The 17,851-nt window shown below is 57.6% G+C and carries 20 protein-coding genes; 16 read left to right on the top strand and 4 right to left on the bottom strand.

Going from position 1 to position 17,851, the window contains the following annotated elements; translation table 11 throughout:
- Positions 1-175: 175 nt before the first annotated feature.
- Positions 176-1,069 carry a DMT family transporter gene (locus ACFQUU_RS07110; RefSeq protein WP_382244728.1) on the bottom strand — a complete coding sequence of 298 codons (894 nt, stop codon included), beginning with the start codon at positions 1,067-1,069 and terminating at the stop codon, positions 176-178.
- Between the two features lie 243 nt (positions 1,070-1,312).
- Here ACFQUU_RS07110 and ACFQUU_RS07105 point away from each other — a divergent pair, with 243 nt between their 5' ends.
- Together ACFQUU_RS07105 and ACFQUU_RS07100 are read left to right on the top strand one after the other, a co-directional pair.
- Positions 1,313-2,227, top strand: coding sequence for a helix-turn-helix domain-containing protein (locus tag ACFQUU_RS07105; protein WP_382245742.1), 915 nt, complete (start codon positions 1,313-1,315; stop codon positions 2,225-2,227).
- A 183-nt stretch (positions 2,228-2,410) separates the two neighbouring features.
- A complete protein-coding gene (locus ACFQUU_RS07100; RefSeq protein ID WP_382244725.1) occupies positions 2,411-3,601 on the top strand; it encodes a diguanylate cyclase in 1,191 nt (396 codons plus the stop codon).
- A gap of 14 nt (positions 3,602-3,615) precedes the next feature.
- Here the strand turns inward: ACFQUU_RS07100 and ACFQUU_RS07095 are convergent, their stop codons facing one another.
- On the bottom strand, positions 3,616-4,653 hold the full coding sequence (locus tag ACFQUU_RS07095) for an alpha/beta fold hydrolase (protein ID WP_382244722.1): 1,038 nt from the start codon (positions 4,651-4,653) through the stop codon (positions 3,616-3,618).
- Between the two features lie 267 nt (positions 4,654-4,920).
- Between ACFQUU_RS07095 and ACFQUU_RS07090 the strand changes: the two genes are divergently transcribed.
- The 4 genes from ACFQUU_RS07090 (at position 4,921) to ACFQUU_RS07075 (ending at position 6,754) form a co-directional block, all read left to right on the top strand.
- The gene (locus ACFQUU_RS07090) at positions 4,921-5,277 is read left to right on the top strand and encodes a MarR family winged helix-turn-helix transcriptional regulator (protein WP_382244719.1); all 357 of its coding nucleotides are present in this window, start codon (positions 4,921-4,923) and stop codon (positions 5,275-5,277) included.
- Positions 5,278-5,297: 20 nt separating this feature from the next.
- The gene (locus tag ACFQUU_RS07085) at positions 5,298-5,717 is read left to right on the top strand and encodes a PaaI family thioesterase (RefSeq protein ID WP_382244716.1); all 420 of its coding nucleotides are present in this window, start codon (positions 5,298-5,300) and stop codon (positions 5,715-5,717) included.
- Positions 5,718-5,840: 123 nt separating this feature from the next.
- On the top strand, positions 5,841-6,065 hold the full coding sequence (locus tag ACFQUU_RS07080; RefSeq protein WP_382244713.1) for a DUF1653 domain-containing protein: 225 nt from the start codon (positions 5,841-5,843) through the stop codon (positions 6,063-6,065).
- Between the two features lie 56 nt (positions 6,066-6,121).
- Positions 6,122-6,754 carry an alpha-ketoglutarate-dependent dioxygenase AlkB family protein gene (locus ACFQUU_RS07075; protein WP_382244710.1) on the top strand — a complete coding sequence of 211 codons (633 nt, stop codon included), beginning with the start codon at positions 6,122-6,124 and terminating at the stop codon, positions 6,752-6,754.
- A 125-nt stretch (positions 6,755-6,879) separates the two neighbouring features.
- On the opposite strand, the gene ACFQUU_RS07070 is transcribed toward ACFQUU_RS07075, so the two are convergent.
- Positions 6,880-7,137: a hypothetical protein gene (locus ACFQUU_RS07070; protein WP_382244707.1), complete on the bottom strand. Its 258-nt coding sequence runs from the start codon at positions 7,135-7,137 to the stop codon at positions 6,880-6,882.
- Between the two features lie 276 nt (positions 7,138-7,413).
- Between ACFQUU_RS07070 and ACFQUU_RS07065 the strand changes: the two genes are divergently transcribed.
- From ACFQUU_RS07065 to ACFQUU_RS07050, 4 genes are all read left to right on the top strand, one after another.
- Entirely contained in the window at positions 7,414-7,785 is a 372-nt protein-coding gene (locus ACFQUU_RS07065) for a SirB2 family protein (protein ID WP_382244704.1), read from the top strand.
- A gap of 83 nt (positions 7,786-7,868) precedes the next feature.
- Positions 7,869-8,936, top strand: a complete 1,068-nt coding sequence (locus ACFQUU_RS07060) for a D-hexose-6-phosphate mutarotase (RefSeq protein ID WP_382244701.1) — start codon at positions 7,869-7,871, stop codon at positions 8,934-8,936.
- 104 nt (positions 8,937-9,040) lie between these two features.
- Positions 9,041-9,502, top strand: coding sequence for a carboxymuconolactone decarboxylase family protein (locus ACFQUU_RS07055; RefSeq protein WP_382244699.1), 462 nt, complete (start codon positions 9,041-9,043; stop codon positions 9,500-9,502).
- Between the two features lie 126 nt (positions 9,503-9,628).
- Positions 9,629-10,126 (top strand): DinB family protein, encoded by a 498-nt coding sequence (locus tag ACFQUU_RS07050; protein ID WP_382244696.1) that lies wholly within the window; start codon positions 9,629-9,631, stop codon positions 10,124-10,126.
- 127 nt (positions 10,127-10,253) lie between these two features.
- Here ACFQUU_RS07050 and hutC read toward each other — a convergent pair whose 3' ends face one another.
- The gene (hutC, locus tag ACFQUU_RS07045) at positions 10,254-10,979 is read right to left on the bottom strand and encodes a histidine utilization repressor (protein ID WP_382244693.1); all 726 of its coding nucleotides are present in this window, start codon (positions 10,977-10,979) and stop codon (positions 10,254-10,256) included.
- Between the two features lie 249 nt (positions 10,980-11,228).
- On the opposite strand from hutC, the gene ACFQUU_RS07040 reads away from it, so the two are divergent.
- The 6 genes from ACFQUU_RS07040 (at position 11,229) to hutU (ending at position 17,541) form a co-directional block, all read left to right on the top strand.
- Entirely contained in the window at positions 11,229-12,377 is a 1,149-nt protein-coding gene (locus ACFQUU_RS07040) for an ABC transporter substrate-binding protein (protein WP_382244690.1), read from the top strand.
- 212 nt (positions 12,378-12,589) lie between these two features.
- Positions 12,590-13,453, top strand: a complete 864-nt coding sequence (locus ACFQUU_RS07035) for a branched-chain amino acid ABC transporter permease (protein ID WP_382244687.1) — start codon at positions 12,590-12,592, stop codon at positions 13,451-13,453.
- 10 nt (positions 13,454-13,463) lie between these two features.
- Positions 13,464-14,315, top strand: coding sequence for a branched-chain amino acid ABC transporter permease (locus ACFQUU_RS07030; protein ID WP_382244684.1), 852 nt, complete (start codon positions 13,464-13,466; stop codon positions 14,313-14,315).
- The gene (locus ACFQUU_RS07025; protein WP_382244680.1) at positions 14,312-15,109 is read left to right on the top strand and encodes an ABC transporter ATP-binding protein; all 798 of its coding nucleotides are present in this window, start codon (positions 14,312-14,314) and stop codon (positions 15,107-15,109) included. Before ACFQUU_RS07030 ends, ACFQUU_RS07025 begins: the two co-directional genes overlap by 4 nt.
- Positions 15,102-15,806 carry an ABC transporter ATP-binding protein gene (locus ACFQUU_RS07020; protein ID WP_382244677.1) on the top strand — a complete coding sequence of 235 codons (705 nt, stop codon included), beginning with the start codon at positions 15,102-15,104 and terminating at the stop codon, positions 15,804-15,806. The genes ACFQUU_RS07025 and ACFQUU_RS07020 overlap by 8 nt, the downstream gene beginning before the upstream one ends.
- 16 nt (positions 15,807-15,822) lie before the next feature.
- Entirely contained in the window at positions 15,823-17,541 is a 1,719-nt protein-coding gene (gene hutU / locus ACFQUU_RS07015) for a urocanate hydratase (RefSeq protein ID WP_057291398.1), read from the top strand.
- Positions 17,542-17,851 lie beyond the last annotated feature (310 nt).

Below are 17,851 nucleotides of genomic sequence, written 5' to 3'. Positions count from 1 at the left end.
CTGCAATCTTAGCTGCCCTTTCGCCGGTGAAGTTTTCTCGGTTTCTCGTATCAGCGAAGTGTAGTTTAGTCGATTCAGCGCCTGTTGTTGCAGACGTCACAACAGTACCGGACACATGCTCGCATTACCTGCCCTGACTACACTTGATGTCACAGCCTCGCAACTGGCCGCGACATCAAGCCGTCACCGCTTTCAACTTCCGACGCACCGGCATGAACGCGAGCACGTTTCCTCCTAACACACAAACCAGTCCGGCAACCGCGAGCAGACTCCATACATAGCCTTCGTAGAACGTGGAGATCGTCAGCGCCACTACCGGGAACAACACTGTGCAGTACGCAGCGCGCTCCGGGCCCAATCTTCCCACCAGCAGCAGGTAGGCGGTAAAGCCGATCACCGAACCCGGAATCGCCAGGTACAACAACGATCCCATATAGAGTGGACTGGGATCGATCTCGAACGGCAGGCCGAGCACAAGGCCGATAATGGTAAGGATGGCGGCACCGAAAAACATCGCCCAGGTATTGGTGAGCCAGGGAGTCAGGCCAAGCGATTGCATGCGGCTCGACAGCAGGTTCCCGGTGGAAAAAAACAGCGTGCCAAGAAAAGCCAAGCCGAGTCCGCGCAGCATCGCCGTATCGCCCCAGTGCCCGCGCATTTGCGGCAGGAACAGCAGCACGATGCCCGTCAGGCCAAACAAGGCCCCCAGGATGACCTGCGGCTGGATTGCCCTGCCAAGAAAAATCTTTCCATTGATCGAATTCCACAACGGCGCAGTCGAAAATACCACGGCCACCAGTCCGCTCGGTACCCATTGGCTGGCGTAGTAGAAGCAAAGGAAATTGCAGCAAAACAGTGCCGCGCCTTGCGCCAGCAGATAACCCCATGCGGCGCGCGGCGGGCGTACCGGCTTGCGCATGACGACAAGGATCATCAGCAGAACCGCGGCCGCAATCCAGAAACGAAAGGCAATGGATACCGGTGCGGGCACCACGCCGAGCTGCCATTTGATGGCGATCCAGGTTGAACCCCAGATCAGCACGGTAAGAAGGTAGAGAAAGGCATTCATGGCGGCATCCTGTGAGAATTTCAGTATTTTGTGCAGGATGCCTTGCCGGCGTCGGCGCGACTTGTCTGGAATTGCTGCATTGTGTGCGGTGGAGACAAGGTGAAGACAAACGTCCCGACACTTGCCAAAAAGACCATTGGCGAGCTTGTCCATTCTTGCGCACTTTGTTGTACAGCGACGGACGGTCAGGACGCAAACGGCGTGAAAGTGATACATTTGACTTCACATTTCCAGGTATCCGACATGCATGTTCCTCCCGACACTGCGGCAAACCCGTCGCCTGACCCAGGCGGAATCACCCATGCGGTATTCAGGACGCTGCATGCGACCAATGCGGAACTGGAACGCTTTGCCTGGCTCGGCGACGAACTGGCAATCGCCATCTGGCGTCGGCAGACCGAGGAGGAAGAGACCGCTTATATCCGCCCCGGCCACCATACCCTGTCGTATTACCTCGGCGGCGGCTATCGTACCGAGCGCAATGAATTACCCGGCCTCTTCGGCAGCCCCGGACGTTTGTGTACGCTGCCCGATGAACATGAATCACGTTGGGTGGTACGCGACAAGCTACGCTTCCTGCACATCTATTTCCTGCCTGAGCATTTCACGCGACGTGCGGTGGTCGAACTTGACCGCGAACCGCGCGAACTGACGCTGGCCGACAGAACGTATTTCGAGCATCAACACATTGCTCAGCTCTGCGCGTCGCTGGAGCACATGCCCTGGCAAGGCCCGGATGCGCTGTTACGCGTCAATGAAACAACGCATGAGGCTTTGAGTCATTTGCTGCGATCCCAGGGCGCACTGCGCCGCGATCCGGTCTTGAAGGGCGGCCTGTCGCCGGCGGTGCGACGGCGCCTCGCCGATTACATCGAAGCACGGCTGGATCAGCCGATTACGCTTGGCATGCTTGCCGGCATTGCCTGCCTGTCGGAATACCATCTCGCCCGCATGTTCCGCATTTCCTTCGGCATGCCGCCTTACGCATGGATCGCCTCACGCCGCGTCGATCGTGCCCGCCAATTACTCAGGACAAGTGAATTGCCATTACAGCAAGTCGCCGATGCCTGCGGTTACGCTGATCTTAGCCATTTCAGCCATCGCTTTCGTAGCAGCGTGGGCGCATCTCCCCGGCAATATCGCAGCTTGCTGACCTGAATAGAGTTGGCTAACTGATCGAAAAGGTATTGTTACAACGCATAACACTAGTCCGCGTTGTATTCAGCACACAGGTATGCCTCGCACGGCACTTGGCGCTTTCATTTCTGCTTTGCAAGTGTTCTTCATCAGATAAGATGACACGGGGTCGGGCGATCAAATGCAGACGTAACAAGCCTGCCCATGGAATGGAAGACCATGGACGTATTAACCGCTGGCACCGCGTTAATTGTGGTGCAGCTTTGTGTTTCACTGCTGATGGGCGGCATCTTCACTGCCGCACCGACCGAAAAATGTACCCGCTACTGGGCACTGTCCGGTCTGTTCATTGCCGTCGGCGTGTTGATGGTCATCCTGAATGCTGGAGCGCCGCGTTTTGCCATTCTTATCATTGGCAATAACGCCCTGATACTCGGGGTAGTCCTGCAATGGTGCGGCATTCGCGCTTTTTTCCGCAAGCGACAGGGTTGGTTTGGATGGGCAATCGCCCTCGCCTTTTTCCTCGCATTCAACGGCTTATTGATGACAGGCGCATCGGTTGGTCTGCGCGCATTGCTTTCCGCCGTTGCCATCCTTGCGATGCTGCTTTTGAATACTTATGAAGTCTGGACTGGCCACGGACTACGGCGCAGCTTCGCGCGGCTGCTGACGCTCGGCGCCTTGCTGCTGCTGATTATCAGCTACGGTTGCCGGGTTTTCGCAACCATGTTTCAGATTGCCGAATTGCTGCCCAGCTCCAGCAATCCGATTGCCATCACCCTGCTGTACTTCATACCCATCATTGGCACGCTGCTGCTGTCCGATGGCTTGCTGCTGCTCTATTTCGAACGGGTGGTCGCTGACAAGCATCATCTCGCCACGCATGATGACCTGACCGGCTTGCTAAACCGGCGTGCCACCGTGACTGGGGGCGAACGCGAACTCGCGCTTGCGACGCGACTGCGCTCGCCCGTCACTGTCGCCTTTGCCGACATCGATCATTTCAAACAGATTAACGATACGCTCGGTCATGAAGCCGGCGACAGCGTGATTGTCGAAGTGTCCAACAAACTGGCAGAAACTTGTCGCAGCGTGGATTTGATCGGGCGCTATGGCGGTGAGGAATTTTGCATTGTCCTTCCCGGCGTCGATAGCGATGCTGCCGCAATTGTCGGCGAGCGACTCGTACAGGCGGTTGCCGGTCACACCTTCAGTATTGGTCGCCCGGTCACGATCAGCGTCGGTCTTGCCTCCCTGTCACCAGCTGAGGCAGAACGTGGCTGGAGCAAATTGATTCAGCGCGCCGACAAGGTGTTGTACGAAGCAAAACAGTCAGGGCGCAACCGTTTCCGCATCAACCTTGAAGGCAAGGTACCGCAAGAATCACTCACTTGATATCAGTTTTGATATCAGTTGATTTGTGATGGCGCCGGGAACACATGGCTGTTCTGTCCTCGCAGTTCCGCGCCCACTGCGGTTGCAGCTTGGTCAATCCCCGCCAGCACTTCTTCCGGTGCCAGGTGATGGATCATGTGACCGCCTTGGCGAGTGATATGCAGCGTGCTGTGCGGCAGCTCGCCATGCAACTGTTCCGACTGCACATGGGTATCGACTATTTTGTCGCTATCGCCGGCCATGATAACCACCGGTATGGTCAGTTCATGATATCGCTTGCGCAAGGAAAGTGCGGCGGGGATCATGAGTGCGGCTTCGGCGGCGCTGGCGCGCAATTGCGAGGGACGCAGGCTCATCCATGTCGGATATTCCATCCTGAAGCGCTCCGACACCGGCGCCGGTCCGAATACCCTGCGCAGTACTCCTGGCCAGATGGCACGACCAATCAAGGGCGACACCGTAAAACGCATCAGGTCGCCGATGACAGGAATGGCCGGGGGCGATACCAGCGGCACATCCATGCGGACCGTCGGATAGTAATAGCCGGACAGCAGCACCAGGCTCCTAACGTAATCCGGCTGTTCGAGCGCCAGTGACAAGGCAACCAGCGTGCCCCAGGAGTGGCCGACGAGAATAGGATTCTCGATGCCCATATGCAGCAAGGCCCGATGAATCAGACGAGCCTGTGCCTGCGGCGTCCAGATGGTCGTGCGCGGACGCTCACTGTAGCCATAGCCTGGCCGGTCGAAGGCAATCACGCGATAGTTGCGTGAGGCCAGATCGATCAGGCCGCTGGTTTCATAATCCTGAATCATCAGGCCATTGCCATGCAGCAGGACCACAGTCTGGCCCTGGCCTCGTTCTACATAATGCAGGCGTACACCGTCGACCTGGACGAATTCACCGGTCGGCGGATTATCGTGCTCGGCCTGGCGCGTCTTTTGCCGGACAATCAGAGCGGCAGCTGCAAGGGCGGCGGCACCGCCGATCAGCCAGGTGTTGCGGCGAGAACCGGAACGAGCAAGCGGTATATGCTGCATAGTCTGAGGCATTATTTTGCTCCCGAAATATTATTGAACTGGTTTGAAGTGCGCTTGATGCATGAAGTTCAATGTTGCCTTAGGCGCAAATCGCCAGTCTGTAAATGCCTGGTGTATGCATGATTCGGGAAAGCATCGACCCCCGGGCTAGTTTGACAATAGGTGTACATGCATATATATTCGGCGCATTCACATCCTTCCGAGCCCTATTTCGTGGAACCCCTGCGACTACCCTGCTACTGCGGTTCAATCCGACAGGCGTCACGTGTCGTAACGCAAATGTACGACCAGGCCTTAAAACCTTCCGGACTGAAGATTACCCAGTTCAGCATCCTGCGGGTCCTGCTTGCCTATCCCGGCCTGACGACCGGCGCCATGGCCAACATGCTGGCGATGGACAGCACCACGCTGACACGCACGCTGAAGATCATCCATGAAAGTGGCTGGATTATTTCGGCCCCGGGCGAGGATCGCCGTGAGCGTCACTGGAAGGTCACTGAAGCTGGTGAAGAGAAGGTGAAGCAAGCTATTCCTCTCTGGAAGAGTGCGCAGAAAGAATTTGCTCAAATAGCGGACGGCATCGACATGGATGCGCTGACACGAACCGTATTTCAACTGGTAAAGAAGGCGGCCTGAGCGCCGCGCATGGAGCACGCATGGAACCGTCAATGGGTTTGGCGCATTACAACAAGATCGGTGAGGGTTATCTGCCCGGTCTGCTCGGCATAGCCGTGACCGCAGTCGGCAAGGGCTTTCTGAATGCGGAATTCGCCGTCCAGCGCTCGCACCTGGCGCCCAATGGTTACCTGCACGCGGGCAGCGTGGTGACGCTGGCGGATACGGCCTGCGGTTATGCCTGCGTGGCGAACCTGCCGGATGGCGCACAGAACTTCACTACTATCGAACTGAAGATCAATTTCCTTGGCACCGCGCGTGAAGGCATCGTGGAATGTGAAGCCAAGGCGGTACACCTCGGCCGGAACACCCAGGTCTGGGACGCGCTGGTGCGTCATCGCGATACAGGCAAGCTGATCGCGACCTTCCGTTGTACCCAGATGATCCTGTGGCCGAAGTAAGGCATCTGTTACTGGCTTGTCCTGACAACGTGGGCAGCAAATCCACTTCTGCCGAAGGACAGTTTCCCCGAAGACGCAGGCTTACCATGTGGACTTTCTTTTACTGCATTCCAGCGAACATCCATGTCCTTTTCCAGTCTGCCCCCCGGTATCTACGAGCATTACAAGGGCAAGAAATACTTTGTACTTGGCTTGTCGCGCAATACCGAAACCAACGAAGTTTGCGTGGTGTACCGTCCCTTGTATGAAACCGACTGGCCACAACTGGTACATCGGAACGCCGATATGTTTTTTGAAAATGTCACCATTGATGGAAAAACCATGCCGCGTTTTCGCTTGATAGGCTGACTCACTGAATCACCGAATTACAAAAACACAATCAAGGCTCGTGGTAGCGCTGTGGCATGAATCAGACATATTCCCTCTTTGACGACGCGCCATCTGGCCTGGAAACCATCCCCATGGTCGACGCCGATGTGAAATTCATGCATGGTTTTTATCGGCCGCCGCAATCCACCGTGTTGCTGAAGTCGCTGCTTGAAGAAACGCAGTGGCGGCAAGAAAGTATCGTGCTATGGGAGCAGGAGCGCTTGCAGCCACGATTGTCGGCCTGGTATGGCGATCCGCTGAGTGTGTACACCTATTCCGGAAAGCGATTTCACCCCTTGCCGTGGACCGCAACGCTGCTCGCCATCAGGGACGATATCGAACGTGCAACGGCGCAGCGGTTCAACAGCGTATTGCTGAACCTGTACCGTGATGAAAACGATAGTGTGGGATGGCACAGCGACGCCGAGCAGGAGCTCGGCCGCATGCCTGTGATTGCTTCATTGAGCCTTGGTGAAACAAGGACTTTCCGCTTTCGGCACAAGACGCGCAAGGAAGTGAAGCCAGTCTCGATAGAACTGACCGATGGCAGCCTGCTGCTGATGGCAGGCGAGACGCAGAAAAAATGGCAGCACACGATCACCAAGGAGCGCGCGCCGCGGGAGGCGAGAATCAACCTGACATTCAGGACGATCCGGGCTCCCGTGTAGTGCATGGCGTGCCTGTTGCGCAACGCCGTATCGACAAAGCAAGGCCTTTGTCGATGGGTCTGATGTGACCTAAGCTGCTGCAGTACTGCTGTCCTACTGTAATGCCGTACTTCTAAATCGACAGATTAGTCGATGTCGCGTGCGGCGATAGCGCGCAGCTCTTGTGCCAGGTTCGGCTGGATGGAATCGAAGCCGCGTGCGAGGCGATAGAGTTCTGCGACGGAACCGGCATTGCGTTTAGCTTTTGCATTTTCTGTAACCGGCTTTGCTTCCGGTGTGATGGCGAGCAGAGCAGTCAGGAAAGCGCGCGCTGCGCGGCCAAGGTTCTCGGTATAGCTGAGGCCGGCATTCTGTACCGACGGATTAAATGTAGTGCTGGACATGATGATTTTCCTCTCAATAGTGCCTTAGTACGTTACTAGTGTAGGGACGCCCCAGATATAAATCCAATTCGAAGTACAGATAACAGACATTCGACATACACATATCTACCGGGAAGAAATCATGCTGATGAGAATGTCGTTTTCAGGATGTCAATGCCTTGATGAATGCGTGATATACGGCAAGCTTATGAGACAGTAAGACTTGCTAGAATGGCAGTCCGCGCGAGGACATGTATATTGCCCTTCGTCATCCATCTCAACCTCTGAATGCCTTCCATGAGCTATCTCGCAGTCAAGCATCTCCATATGACCTTTGTCGCGCTCAGCGGCAGCCTGTTTCTATTACGCGGCATGCTGATGCTGGCCGACTCGCGGGCCTTGCAACGGCGCGTTTTCAAGATTGCGCCGCACGTCATCGATACCCTGCTGCTCGTCAGTGCATTGGTGATGGTGGTATGGAGTGCACAATACCCCTTCGTGCAATCGTGGCTGACGGCAAAAGTGATTGCCCTGGTCGCCTATATCGGCGTAGGCACCGTTGCGCTCAAGACGGGCAAGACCAAGGCGGTCCGCACTACAGCATTTGTTGCAGCCCTGGTGATTTTTGCCTATATCGTAAAAGTCGCGATCACACGCCAGGTTTGGTAAGGGCACACCGTCCGCGCGAACCATGACGGCGAATGCCGGTCTTGAATGACATCCTTTCCATGACACTCCTGCCCTGACGAGACATGTTTACCATTTACGAATACACGAATCAGCCGCGTTACTGGATCGTACGCGATGACCAAGGTTACTGGCTGGTGCCTGCACGCGACAACGGATGGCAGGAACGCAGCCCGTTCGTTGGACATACGACTTCGCTGCGCGAGGTGACCGATGCCGGCGGCATTGATCTTGGCATCGCCAGCACAGCGATTGCTTCCAGTGATGGTTTCAGCGGCGGTTTCAGCGAAACACTGCAACAGTTGCCCGGCCTATCCTTGTCGAACCCGCTTGGTGAAAGCGCCTTCGTCACGCGCCAGGGCGCACAGGTCGTGTCGTGGAAAACCGCCGAAGGCAAAGAGCGCATGTACCTGTCATCGATGACCGGTGGCATGACCGTCACCAACCCTGCTGTGCCTGCGGCGGCGATACGCGCCGGGATTCCGGTCTGCTTTCCGCAATTCTCGGACCGTGGCCCCATCGTCAAGCACGGCTTTGTACGCAGCATGCCATGGTCTCTGTCCGACGGCCGTACGGAGTCAGCCGCAACCCTGTTCATCGATGACGATGCAATGACACGCGGCATCTGGCCGCATGCCTTCCATGCCGAGGTGAATGTGACGCTTGAAGCCGGTCGCCTGATCGTCTCGCTCACCGCCGTCAACCGCGGTGACCAGCCATGGCAATTCACCGCTGCGCTGCATACCTATCTGCATGTGGATGATGTTCGCCAAGTCGGGCTGGAAGGATTGCAATATGTGCGCTATCAAGATGCGACCGCAAACTGTGTCGTGGTCGAGCAGCAGGACCCGGCGATCAGGATTACGGCGGAACTCGACCGTGTCTACATGTCGCCGCCAAAGAAATTGACGCTGGTCGAACACGGCAAACCTTCGCTGCAGATTGAACAGGAAGGCTTTGAAGACACCGTGGTCTGGAACCCCGGCCCCGAAAAGGCAGCCGCCCTGACGGATTTCCCGGACGAAGACTGGCTGCACATGTTATGCGTGGAAGCGGCCTGCGTCATCGAGCCGGTAAAACTGCAGCCCGGAGAAAGCTGGACCGGCAGGCAGATACTGAGCGTGCCAGTCTGAGCGTGCCGGTGGCCTGATCTTCATCGCAATGTCACAAACCGGAAGGCTGCGTCGTCTTATGGTGGAAGTACCCTTTTTGTCGATAACACCAGAGAGAAACCACCATGTCCGCGCTTCGCCTTCCCTATCAAACCCTTGCCCCTGAACTGTACCGTGCGCTTTCCGGAGTCAACATTGCCTTGCAGGAATCGACACTCGGCAAATCACTGATCGAACTGGTTTTCCTGCGCGTATCGCAAATCAACGGCTGTGCGTTTTGTGTCGACATGCATGCCCGCGACCTGCTCGCCCAAGAAGAGGATTTCCAGCGCATCAACAGCCTCGTCACCTGGCGCGAAACGAGCTTGTATAGCGAGCGCGAACGCGCAGCTCTGGCATGGGCTGAAGCCATCACCCTGATCGCCGGCAATCATGCGAGCGATGCCTTGTTCGAAGCCTTGCGGCAGCATTTTTCAGAGCGGGAAATCGTCGATCTTGAATTCGCAATTGCGATCATCAACGCATGGAACCGCATTGCGATCGGGTTCAGGCAACCGGTGAAGAAGGCATCGCTGCTGCCACACTGAACTGGACGGCAATTAACTGCTCGCATGCCGCGTGAGGCTTCACCGGAGAGCGTCCTCGTTTGTGTTATAAAAACACGTCGTGACATTCCCGCTCTTCACTGAGCGCACCACCGGAGGAGCCTCAACATGCAAGAAGCCACCTTGTCGTCATTACGCGCATTCCCGCAACAGTTGCAGCAATTTTATGAAGCCGTTCCGGCTGAGTATGTGCGCTGGACACCAGCCTCGTGGGAAGGCATTCCAAGCGAAACCTTCACTGCGATCGAACAGATTTGCCATGTCCGCGATATCGAAATCGATGGCTATCATGTCCGTTTCCGTCGCCTGCTGGAGCAGGACAGGCCAGAGCTGGAATCCATCGACGGCTATCAGCTTGCGATCGAACGGCGGTATGCGGAGGCGAGCGCGTCCGATGTATTTGAAGTCATTCACAGGGCACGTGAAAAGACCGTCGCACTTCTGGAAAGCCTCGATGCACATCAGTGGACCCGGCGCGGTTACTTTGAAGGCTATGGTCATGTCACGGTGAAGAGCCTTGCCCATTACCTGTGCAGCCACGATCAGCAACATCTGGCCGGCATACAGTGGCTGCTCGGACAAATCGACAGCAACAGTAACCAGTAATCCACAGGAAGAGACCGATGGGTGATTTCGCTCCCAATCGCGTTGCAGAAGGACCGCCGATGCTGCTCGGCGGCCTGCCCCGGGAAGGCAGTCAGGGCTCATACTTTGATGGCATTACTTCAACCGCTCAAAAACTTCCCGCGAACTGATACCGGGTCCCCGGATGCCACATCGTTACCACAGAGGCTACCTGCCCTTTCGACAGGGTGCGGCGCTTGAGCACCAGGCAGGGCTCTTTCTGGATGTGCAGCATGTCGGCAATGTCACGCGGCGGGCTCAGCGCCTCGATGCTGTAATTCACGCCTTGCAGTGGCGCAGCCGCCATCAGATATTCATTTGGCGTGACCGTGGAAAAATCCTGTTGCATGTAATCGGGTGCGACCTCCGGGTTGACCCAGCGGTCTTCGACCTGGATCGGGACATCGTTTTCGAAGTGTACGATCACGGAGTGGAACAGCGGATGGCCGACCTTGACTTCAAAAGGCGGCGCCATGTGTTCGGAGGCCTTGCTGCGTTCCAGTAAATGCAACTCGCTGCGATGCACATGGCCACGCATTCTGACTTCATCAGCAATGCTCTTGATCGCAACCAGTGTCGACTGGTACTTCTGTTGGGCGACGTAAGTGCCTGAGCCCTGTATCCGGCTCAGTACCTGCTCGTCGGTCAGCGCGCGCACGGCACGGTTGACCGTCATGCGCGACACGCCGAACTGTTTTGCGAGCGCCTGTTCGGACGGGATAGCGTCGCCTTCCTTCCAGTGCCCGGCATGGATTTCCGCCAGCAAATAATTCTTGATGTGCTGGAAAGCCGGGATCCGTTCCGCTTCGCCGCTTTCTTCTTCTTGCACCCGCACACCCTTCTCCTTGTGACAAACAATGATAGATGACAATTTTTAATCACCTTGATTCGATGCGCCCGATTCTAGGGATTTAATTTGTCTTGTCAACTTACATTTTACTTGCGTAAGTTGTCTATACAACTTACACTTCAATTCGCAGGCATTCCCAACGGCTGAAGGTGGGATTGCCAGGCAGAGTTCAACTATTGAACACGTGCCGCACCGTCGGCGCGTGCAGACATCAGCATCCAGAGGAGACACTAGATGGCAACGTTTCAACGTAAGCAACTACTTACTGCCGCATTGGTTTTGTCGGCTTTTTCCGCACCGGCATTCGCCGACATCAAGATTGGTTTCAATGTGCCTTTAACCGGCTTTGCCGCTGCCGATGGCAAGTCGGCACTGGAAGGTGCAAAGCTGGCCGTTGCGCAAGCTAATGCCAAAGGCGGCGTTGCGGGCCAGAAGGTGGAACTGGTAATTTACGACGATCAGGCTTCACCGAAAGAAGCCGTACCGGTCGCAACCAAGCTGGTCGAAAAAGACAAGGTGGTCGGTGCCGTATCCGGCTCATATTCCGGTTCGACCCGTGCCGCTGCGGCGATTTTCCAGCAAGGCAAAGTACCTTACGTGGTCGCCTATGCAATCCATCCTGAAATCACGCAGACCGGCGACTATATGTTCCGCACCGCCGCGATGGGCGAGGTACAGGGGCGTGCCGGCTCGATGCTGGTGCACAACCTTGGCAAGAAGCGCGTTGCCGTGATCACCCTGAAAAACGACTTTGGCCAGGCGCTTGCCGCCGGCTTCAAGGAAGGCGCCGCCAAGTTTGGCCTGCAGATCGTCAATGAGTATGAATACGGCATGCAGGACCGCCAGTTTGGCGCGCTGGTGTCGAAGGTCAAGTCCGACAATCCTGACATCATCTATGCATCCGGCTACTTCTTCACCGCCGGCCCGCTGGTCAGCCAGTTGCGGGCCGCTGGGATAACCGCTCCCATCATCGGCCAGGAAGGTTACGACTCGGACAAGTTCATCGAGATTGCCGGTGCCGCTGCGGAAGGCACTTACCTGACGACGTCACTGGACCGCGACTCTGATGCGCCGGCGACCAAGACCTTCATGAGCGAATTCCGTAAAGCCACTGGCGTCAATGCCGACATGGTGGCTGCCGGTACCTATACCGCGACAAGCGTACTCATTGAAGGTTTGCAGAAAACCGGTGGCAAGGGTGGCGAAGCGCTGAAGAATGCACTGGCGGGCGGCACCTTCGATACACCGATCGGCAAGCTGGCGTTCAATGACCTGCATGAAGTCAAGAAAGATGTGCAGGTGCAGATAGTGAAGGACAAGGCGTTTCATCGTCATTCGGTGATTTCGGGTCCGTTGCTGTCGCCGCCGAGCAAGGCGAAGTAATCTGGTTTTACCATCGCTGACCTGCTCCTTCCCCCTCTTAGGGGGAAGGTTGGGATGGGGGTGAAGTGGTTATGCAGAAGCAGTCGCTTGCTCGAGCTTCACACCCCCACCCTAACCCTCCCCCTACAAGGGGGAGGGGACTCGGTCCGCGAAGCCGCGAACGCTCTGTATCACTTGTTCCGTTTCACCCTTCTTAACACCAAGGAACCATCATGCTCTTCTTCGAGCTGATCGCACAGGGCCTGGTCCAGGGAAGCATCTACGCGCTCGTCGCGCTGGGGCTGACACTGGTCTACGGTTTGCTGCGTATTCTCCACGTCGCCCATGCGGCACTATTCACTCTCGGCGGTTATCTCGGCGTCATGATCACCAATGCCACCGGCAGCCTCGCGCTGGCATTCCTGATCGCCATGCTGGCTTCCGGGCTGACCGGCGTTGCCATGTATCGCCTCTGCTACGAGCCCATGCTCAAGCAACCGCCTTTCGTCGCGTTGATCGCCTCGATCGGCCTGTACATCGCCTTTGAAGAAGTCTTTCGCATCGTGTTCGGCGCATCGGGTTTGTCCTATGTCGCCCCACCCTTGCAGCAGCAGATCGCGCTGTTCGGCGGATTGCAATTCAAAATGGCGGAGCTGCTGGTCATGGCCGGTACTGCGGGAATCATTGCCGTGCTGTTCTACCTGCAGACGCGCACCCGCATCGGCGTCGCATGCCAGGCAACGGTTTCCGATCCGCAGATGGCCCAATCCTTCGGCATCAAGCTGCAGCAGGTACGCGACATCAACTTCTTCGTCGGTTCCGCACTGGCTGGCTTTGCCGGCGTCTGGGTGGCATTGCTCAATAACCTCGTTGAGCCAACGATGGGTAGCGTGCCTTCCTACAAGGGCCTGGCGATCATCGTCCTGGGCGGCATGGGTTCGGTACGCGGCACGCTGATGGCTGCGCTGGTACTGGGCGTGGTCGAATCCTTCGGCACGATTTATCTCGGCAAACTGCTCGACCGCAATGCGATTGCCTTCGCTTTCCTGATCGTGGTGCTGATGATGCGCCCGCAGGGTTTGTTTGCGCGGAGCTGAAAGGACTGACATGGAATACGAAATTTCTCTTCTGACGTCGATGTGCATCAGCGTGCTGTTCGCGTTGTCGCTCAACCTGATTACCGGCTTCTGCGGCCAGATCAGTCTCGGTCACGCGGCGTTCCTCGGGATCGGCGCTTACCTGTCGGCACTGTTGTGCAAAGCCGGCCTGCCATTCCTCGCCACCCTGCCGCTGGCAATGCTGCTGGCAGGATGCATCGGTATTGTGGTCGGCCTTGCCAGCCTGCGGGTACGTGCCGATTTTCTGGCGATTACGACTATGGGTGTGGGCTTCCTGTTCGTTGGCATCGTCCGTCAGCAAGACTGGCTGGGCGGTGAAATGGGCGTGTCGGCGATTCCCGATTCGGGTTTGTCGAAGATGGGCTTCATGCTGCTGACGCTGGTGCTGTGCATCGCCACCGCCCTGCTCTGCGTGTACATCCGCCGCTCCTGGATGGGCAGGGTGTTCAATGGTGTAGCGGAAGACGAAGACACCATGCGCGTGCTCGGCATTGACGTCCCGCGCTACAAGCTGGCGGCATTCGCGATCGGTACCGCACTGGCGGGGCTGGCCGGCGCCCTGTACGCACAGAACCTGAAGTTTATCGGGCCGGACAGCTTTGGCTTTGTCGAATCCGTCACCGTGCTTTCCATGGTGGTAGTCGGCGGTATCGGTTCGGTCGTCGGCGTGGCAGTCGGCGCAGCGGTCCTGAGCGCCCTGCCCGCCTGGTTCCAGTTCATCGGCGATTACAAGCTGCTGGTGTATGGCGGCCTGCTGTTCCTGATGATGCGCTTTTCGCCGGGCGGTATGGCCGCACTGGTGACCCGGATGGTCGGTGCAGCCAAAGGAGGACGGGCATGAATCCCTTGTTGAAAGTCGACGGCGTGACAGTCCGCTTCGGTGGCCTGACCGCAATCGATAAGGTGTCTTTCGAGGTACATGAAGGCGAACTGCTCGGACTGATCGGCCCCAACGGCGCCGGCAAGACGACGATGCTGCGCTCGATTACCGGCGTGGTACGCGTCACCGAAGGCAAGGTCGAACTGGCCGGTGAAAGCCTTAATGCGCTGCCAACGCACAAACGCATCCGCAAGGGCTTATCGCTGTCGCAACAGCTGGTCAAACCCTTCCGTGAAATCTCGGTGCTCGACAACGTCGCACTGGCAGCAGGCGCGCAATACACACGTTCACCCTTGCGCGCACTGATGCATGTATCGCAAGAGAAGGAAGCCGCCATCGGTCGCGAACTGCTCAAGCGGGTCGGCATCGAAGCGTATGCCGACCAAAAGCCTGGCATTCAGCCGCTGGGCATTCTGAAGCGCCTGGAAATGGCCCGTGCACTGGCGCTCAATCCGAAGCTGCTGCTGCTCGACGAACCGCTGGCCGGTCTCAATTCGAAAGAAGCGCATGCGCTGGCGAGCACCATTGCCGATATCAATCGCCAGGGTGTGACGATTGTCCTGATTGAACACAACCTCGGTGAAGTGATGCGCATCTGCCAACGCCTCGTGGTGCTCGACAATGGCCGCAAGATTGCCAGCGGCGATCCGCGCGAGGTCATGAATGATCCGGTGGTGCGCAGTGCCTACCTCGGCGGCGACACCGTCGCGGACCAGCAGGCACAACCCACCCTTGCAGGAGGCGTCCATGCTTGAACTGAATAATTTGTCCTGTGGTTATGGCGCTTTCCATGCGGTTGGCGACCTGTCGCTGTCGCTGCAGCCCGGCACCATCACCGGCCTGCTCGGCGCCAACGGCGCGGGCAAGTCGTCGACACTGATGTGCATTGCCGGCCATGTCGCCTTGCAAGGCGGCAGCATCCGCTTCGAAGGCCACGACATCAGCAAACTCGCGCCCAATGAACGCGTGCGTCGCGGCATCGCGATTTCGCCGGAAGGCCGGCGCCTGTTCAAGGACCTGACGGTCGAAGACAACCTGCGTGTCGGTGGACTGGTGCAACCGGCCAGCCATTTCACGAAGGATCGCGATTACGTGCTCGGTCTGTTTCCGCGACTCGGCGAACGCCTGCATTCGCTGGCCGGCAACCTGTCCGGCGGCGAACAGCAGATGCTGGCCATTGGCCGTGCACTGATGACGCGTCCCAAGCTCATCATGATCGATGAACTCTCGCTCGGATTGATGCCCAAGGTCATCGACCTCTGCTACGCCGCGCTGCGGCAGCTGCAGGCCGACGGCATGACGATTTTACTGGTGGAACAAAACACGGAGCGCGTGCTGTCTGTCGCGCAGGATGTGTGCGTGCTGGAATCCGGTCGCACTGTCTGGCAAGGCAAGGCCGTCGATGCCCGCAATAACCCTGAACTCACGGAAGCCTATCTCGGCTTGCATTAATGGAAGGAAGACAAGAATGAATACCGTTACCGACAATATTGAACTCGCCAATGATCCGCGCTGGGATGCAAGCCGCGTAATCCGCTCGCCGCGCGGCAGCGAGAAGGTCTGCAAGAGCTGGCTGACCGAAGCTGCCTATCGCATGCTGCAGAACAACCTGGATCCGGAAGTCGCGGAAAACCCGAAGCACCTGGTGGTCTACGGCGGCATCGGCCGTGCGGCGCGCAACTGGGAATGCTTCGACAAGATCCTCGAAACCCTGCGCGACCTGAACGATGACGAGACCCTGCTGGTGCAGTCCGGCAAACCGGTCGGCGTTTTCCAGACGCATCCCGATGCACCGCGCGTACTGATCGCCAATTCCAACCTGGTGCCGAAGTGGGGCAACTGGGAACACTTCAACGAACTCGACCGCAAGGGTCTGTTCATGTACGGCCAGATGACTGCCGGCAGCTGGATCTACATTGGCAGCCAGGGCATCGTACAAGGCACCTACGAAACCTTCGTCGAAGCCGGTCGCCAGCACTACAACGACGACTGGGCCGGTCGCTGGATTCTTACAGCAGGCCTCGGCGGCATGGGCGGCGCGCAGCCTCTGGCCGCAACGCTCGCCGGTGCGGTATCGCTGAACATCGAATGCCAGCAGAGCAGCATCGACTTCCGTCTGCGCACACGTTACCTCGACAAGCAGGCGAAGGACATCGACGACGCGCTGGCACTGGTGAAATACCACACCGAGCGCAAGGAAGCGGTATCGATCGGTCTGCTCGGCAACGCGGCGGAGATCCTGCCAGAACTGGTGAAGCGCGCGAAAGCCGGCGGCATCAAACCCGACCTCGTCACCGACCAGACCTCGGCGCACGACCTGATCAACGGCTACCTGCCGATCGGCTGGACCGTCGCGCAGTGGAAGGCGGCGCAGCAGGACCACGAGCAGCAACAGAAGCTGACCGCCGACGCAGCCAAATCCTGCGCGGTGCATGTACAGGCCATGCTCGACTTCCATGCCATGGGCATCCCGACGGTCGACTACGGCAACAACATCCGCCAGGTCGCCTTCGACACCGGCGTGAAGAACGCTTTTGATTTCCCCGGCTTCGTCCCGGCGTACATCCGTCCGTTGTTCTGCGAAGGCAAGGGTCCGTTCCGCTGGGCTGCCCTGTCCGGCGATCCGGAAGACATCTACAAGACCGACGCGAAGATCAAGGAACTGTTCCCGGACAACAAGCACGTGCATCACTGGCTCGACATGGCACGCGATCGCATCGCCTTCCAGGGCTTGCCGGCACGTATCTGCTGGCTGGGTCTGGGCGAGCGCCACATCGCTGGCCTGGCATTCAACGAGATGGTCAAGAACGGTGAACTGAAAGCCCCGATCGTCATCGGTCGTGACCACCTTGACACGGGTTCGGTGGCAAGCCCGAACCGCGAGACCGAAAGCATGAAGGACGGCACGGATGCGGTTTCCGACTGGCCATTGCTGAATGCGCTGCTGAATACCGCAGGCGGCGCAACCTGGGTGTCGTTGCACCACGGTGGCGGTGTCGGCATGGGATACTCGCAGCATGCGGGCATGGTGATCGTTGCGGATGGTAGCGAAGCGGCATCGAAGCGCCTGGCGCGCGTGCTGGTCAACGACAGCGGGTCGGGCGTGATGCGTCACGCGGATGCAGGGTATGAAAGTGCGGCGGCGTGTGCGAAGCGTAATGGCTTGAAGTTGCCGATGGTGAAGTAAGTGGGAAACGTAGGGTGTGCATTGCAAATGCAAATGCAAATGCAAATGCAAACACACCCTACAACAAACCAGTAGCAAAGCGATCACCTGAAGCAAACTGACCAGGCAAGCACAAAGAGGCTGTGGTGGTAGTTCCCCTCTGCCGACGCCAAAAGAGTGCATGCCAAAACGGAAAAAGAAGCGAAACCTGTTTGAGCCGAAGGCGAGTTTGTTTCGCTTCCCGTTTTGGCATGCACTCTTTTGGGCACCCGAAGGGCGGCGGTAGCGGGGTCGCCTTTCTTGGCTTACTTTCTTTGGCGAAGCAAAGAAA

Origin of the sequence: Herbaspirillum sp. GCM10030257, assembly GCF_042666555.1 — a bacterium.
GTDB lineage: Bacteria > Pseudomonadota > Gammaproteobacteria > Burkholderiales > Burkholderiaceae_D > Noviherbaspirillum.
The sequence above is the reverse complement of the archived record's forward strand: the minus strand, read 5'-3'. Positions and strand labels throughout refer to the sequence as shown.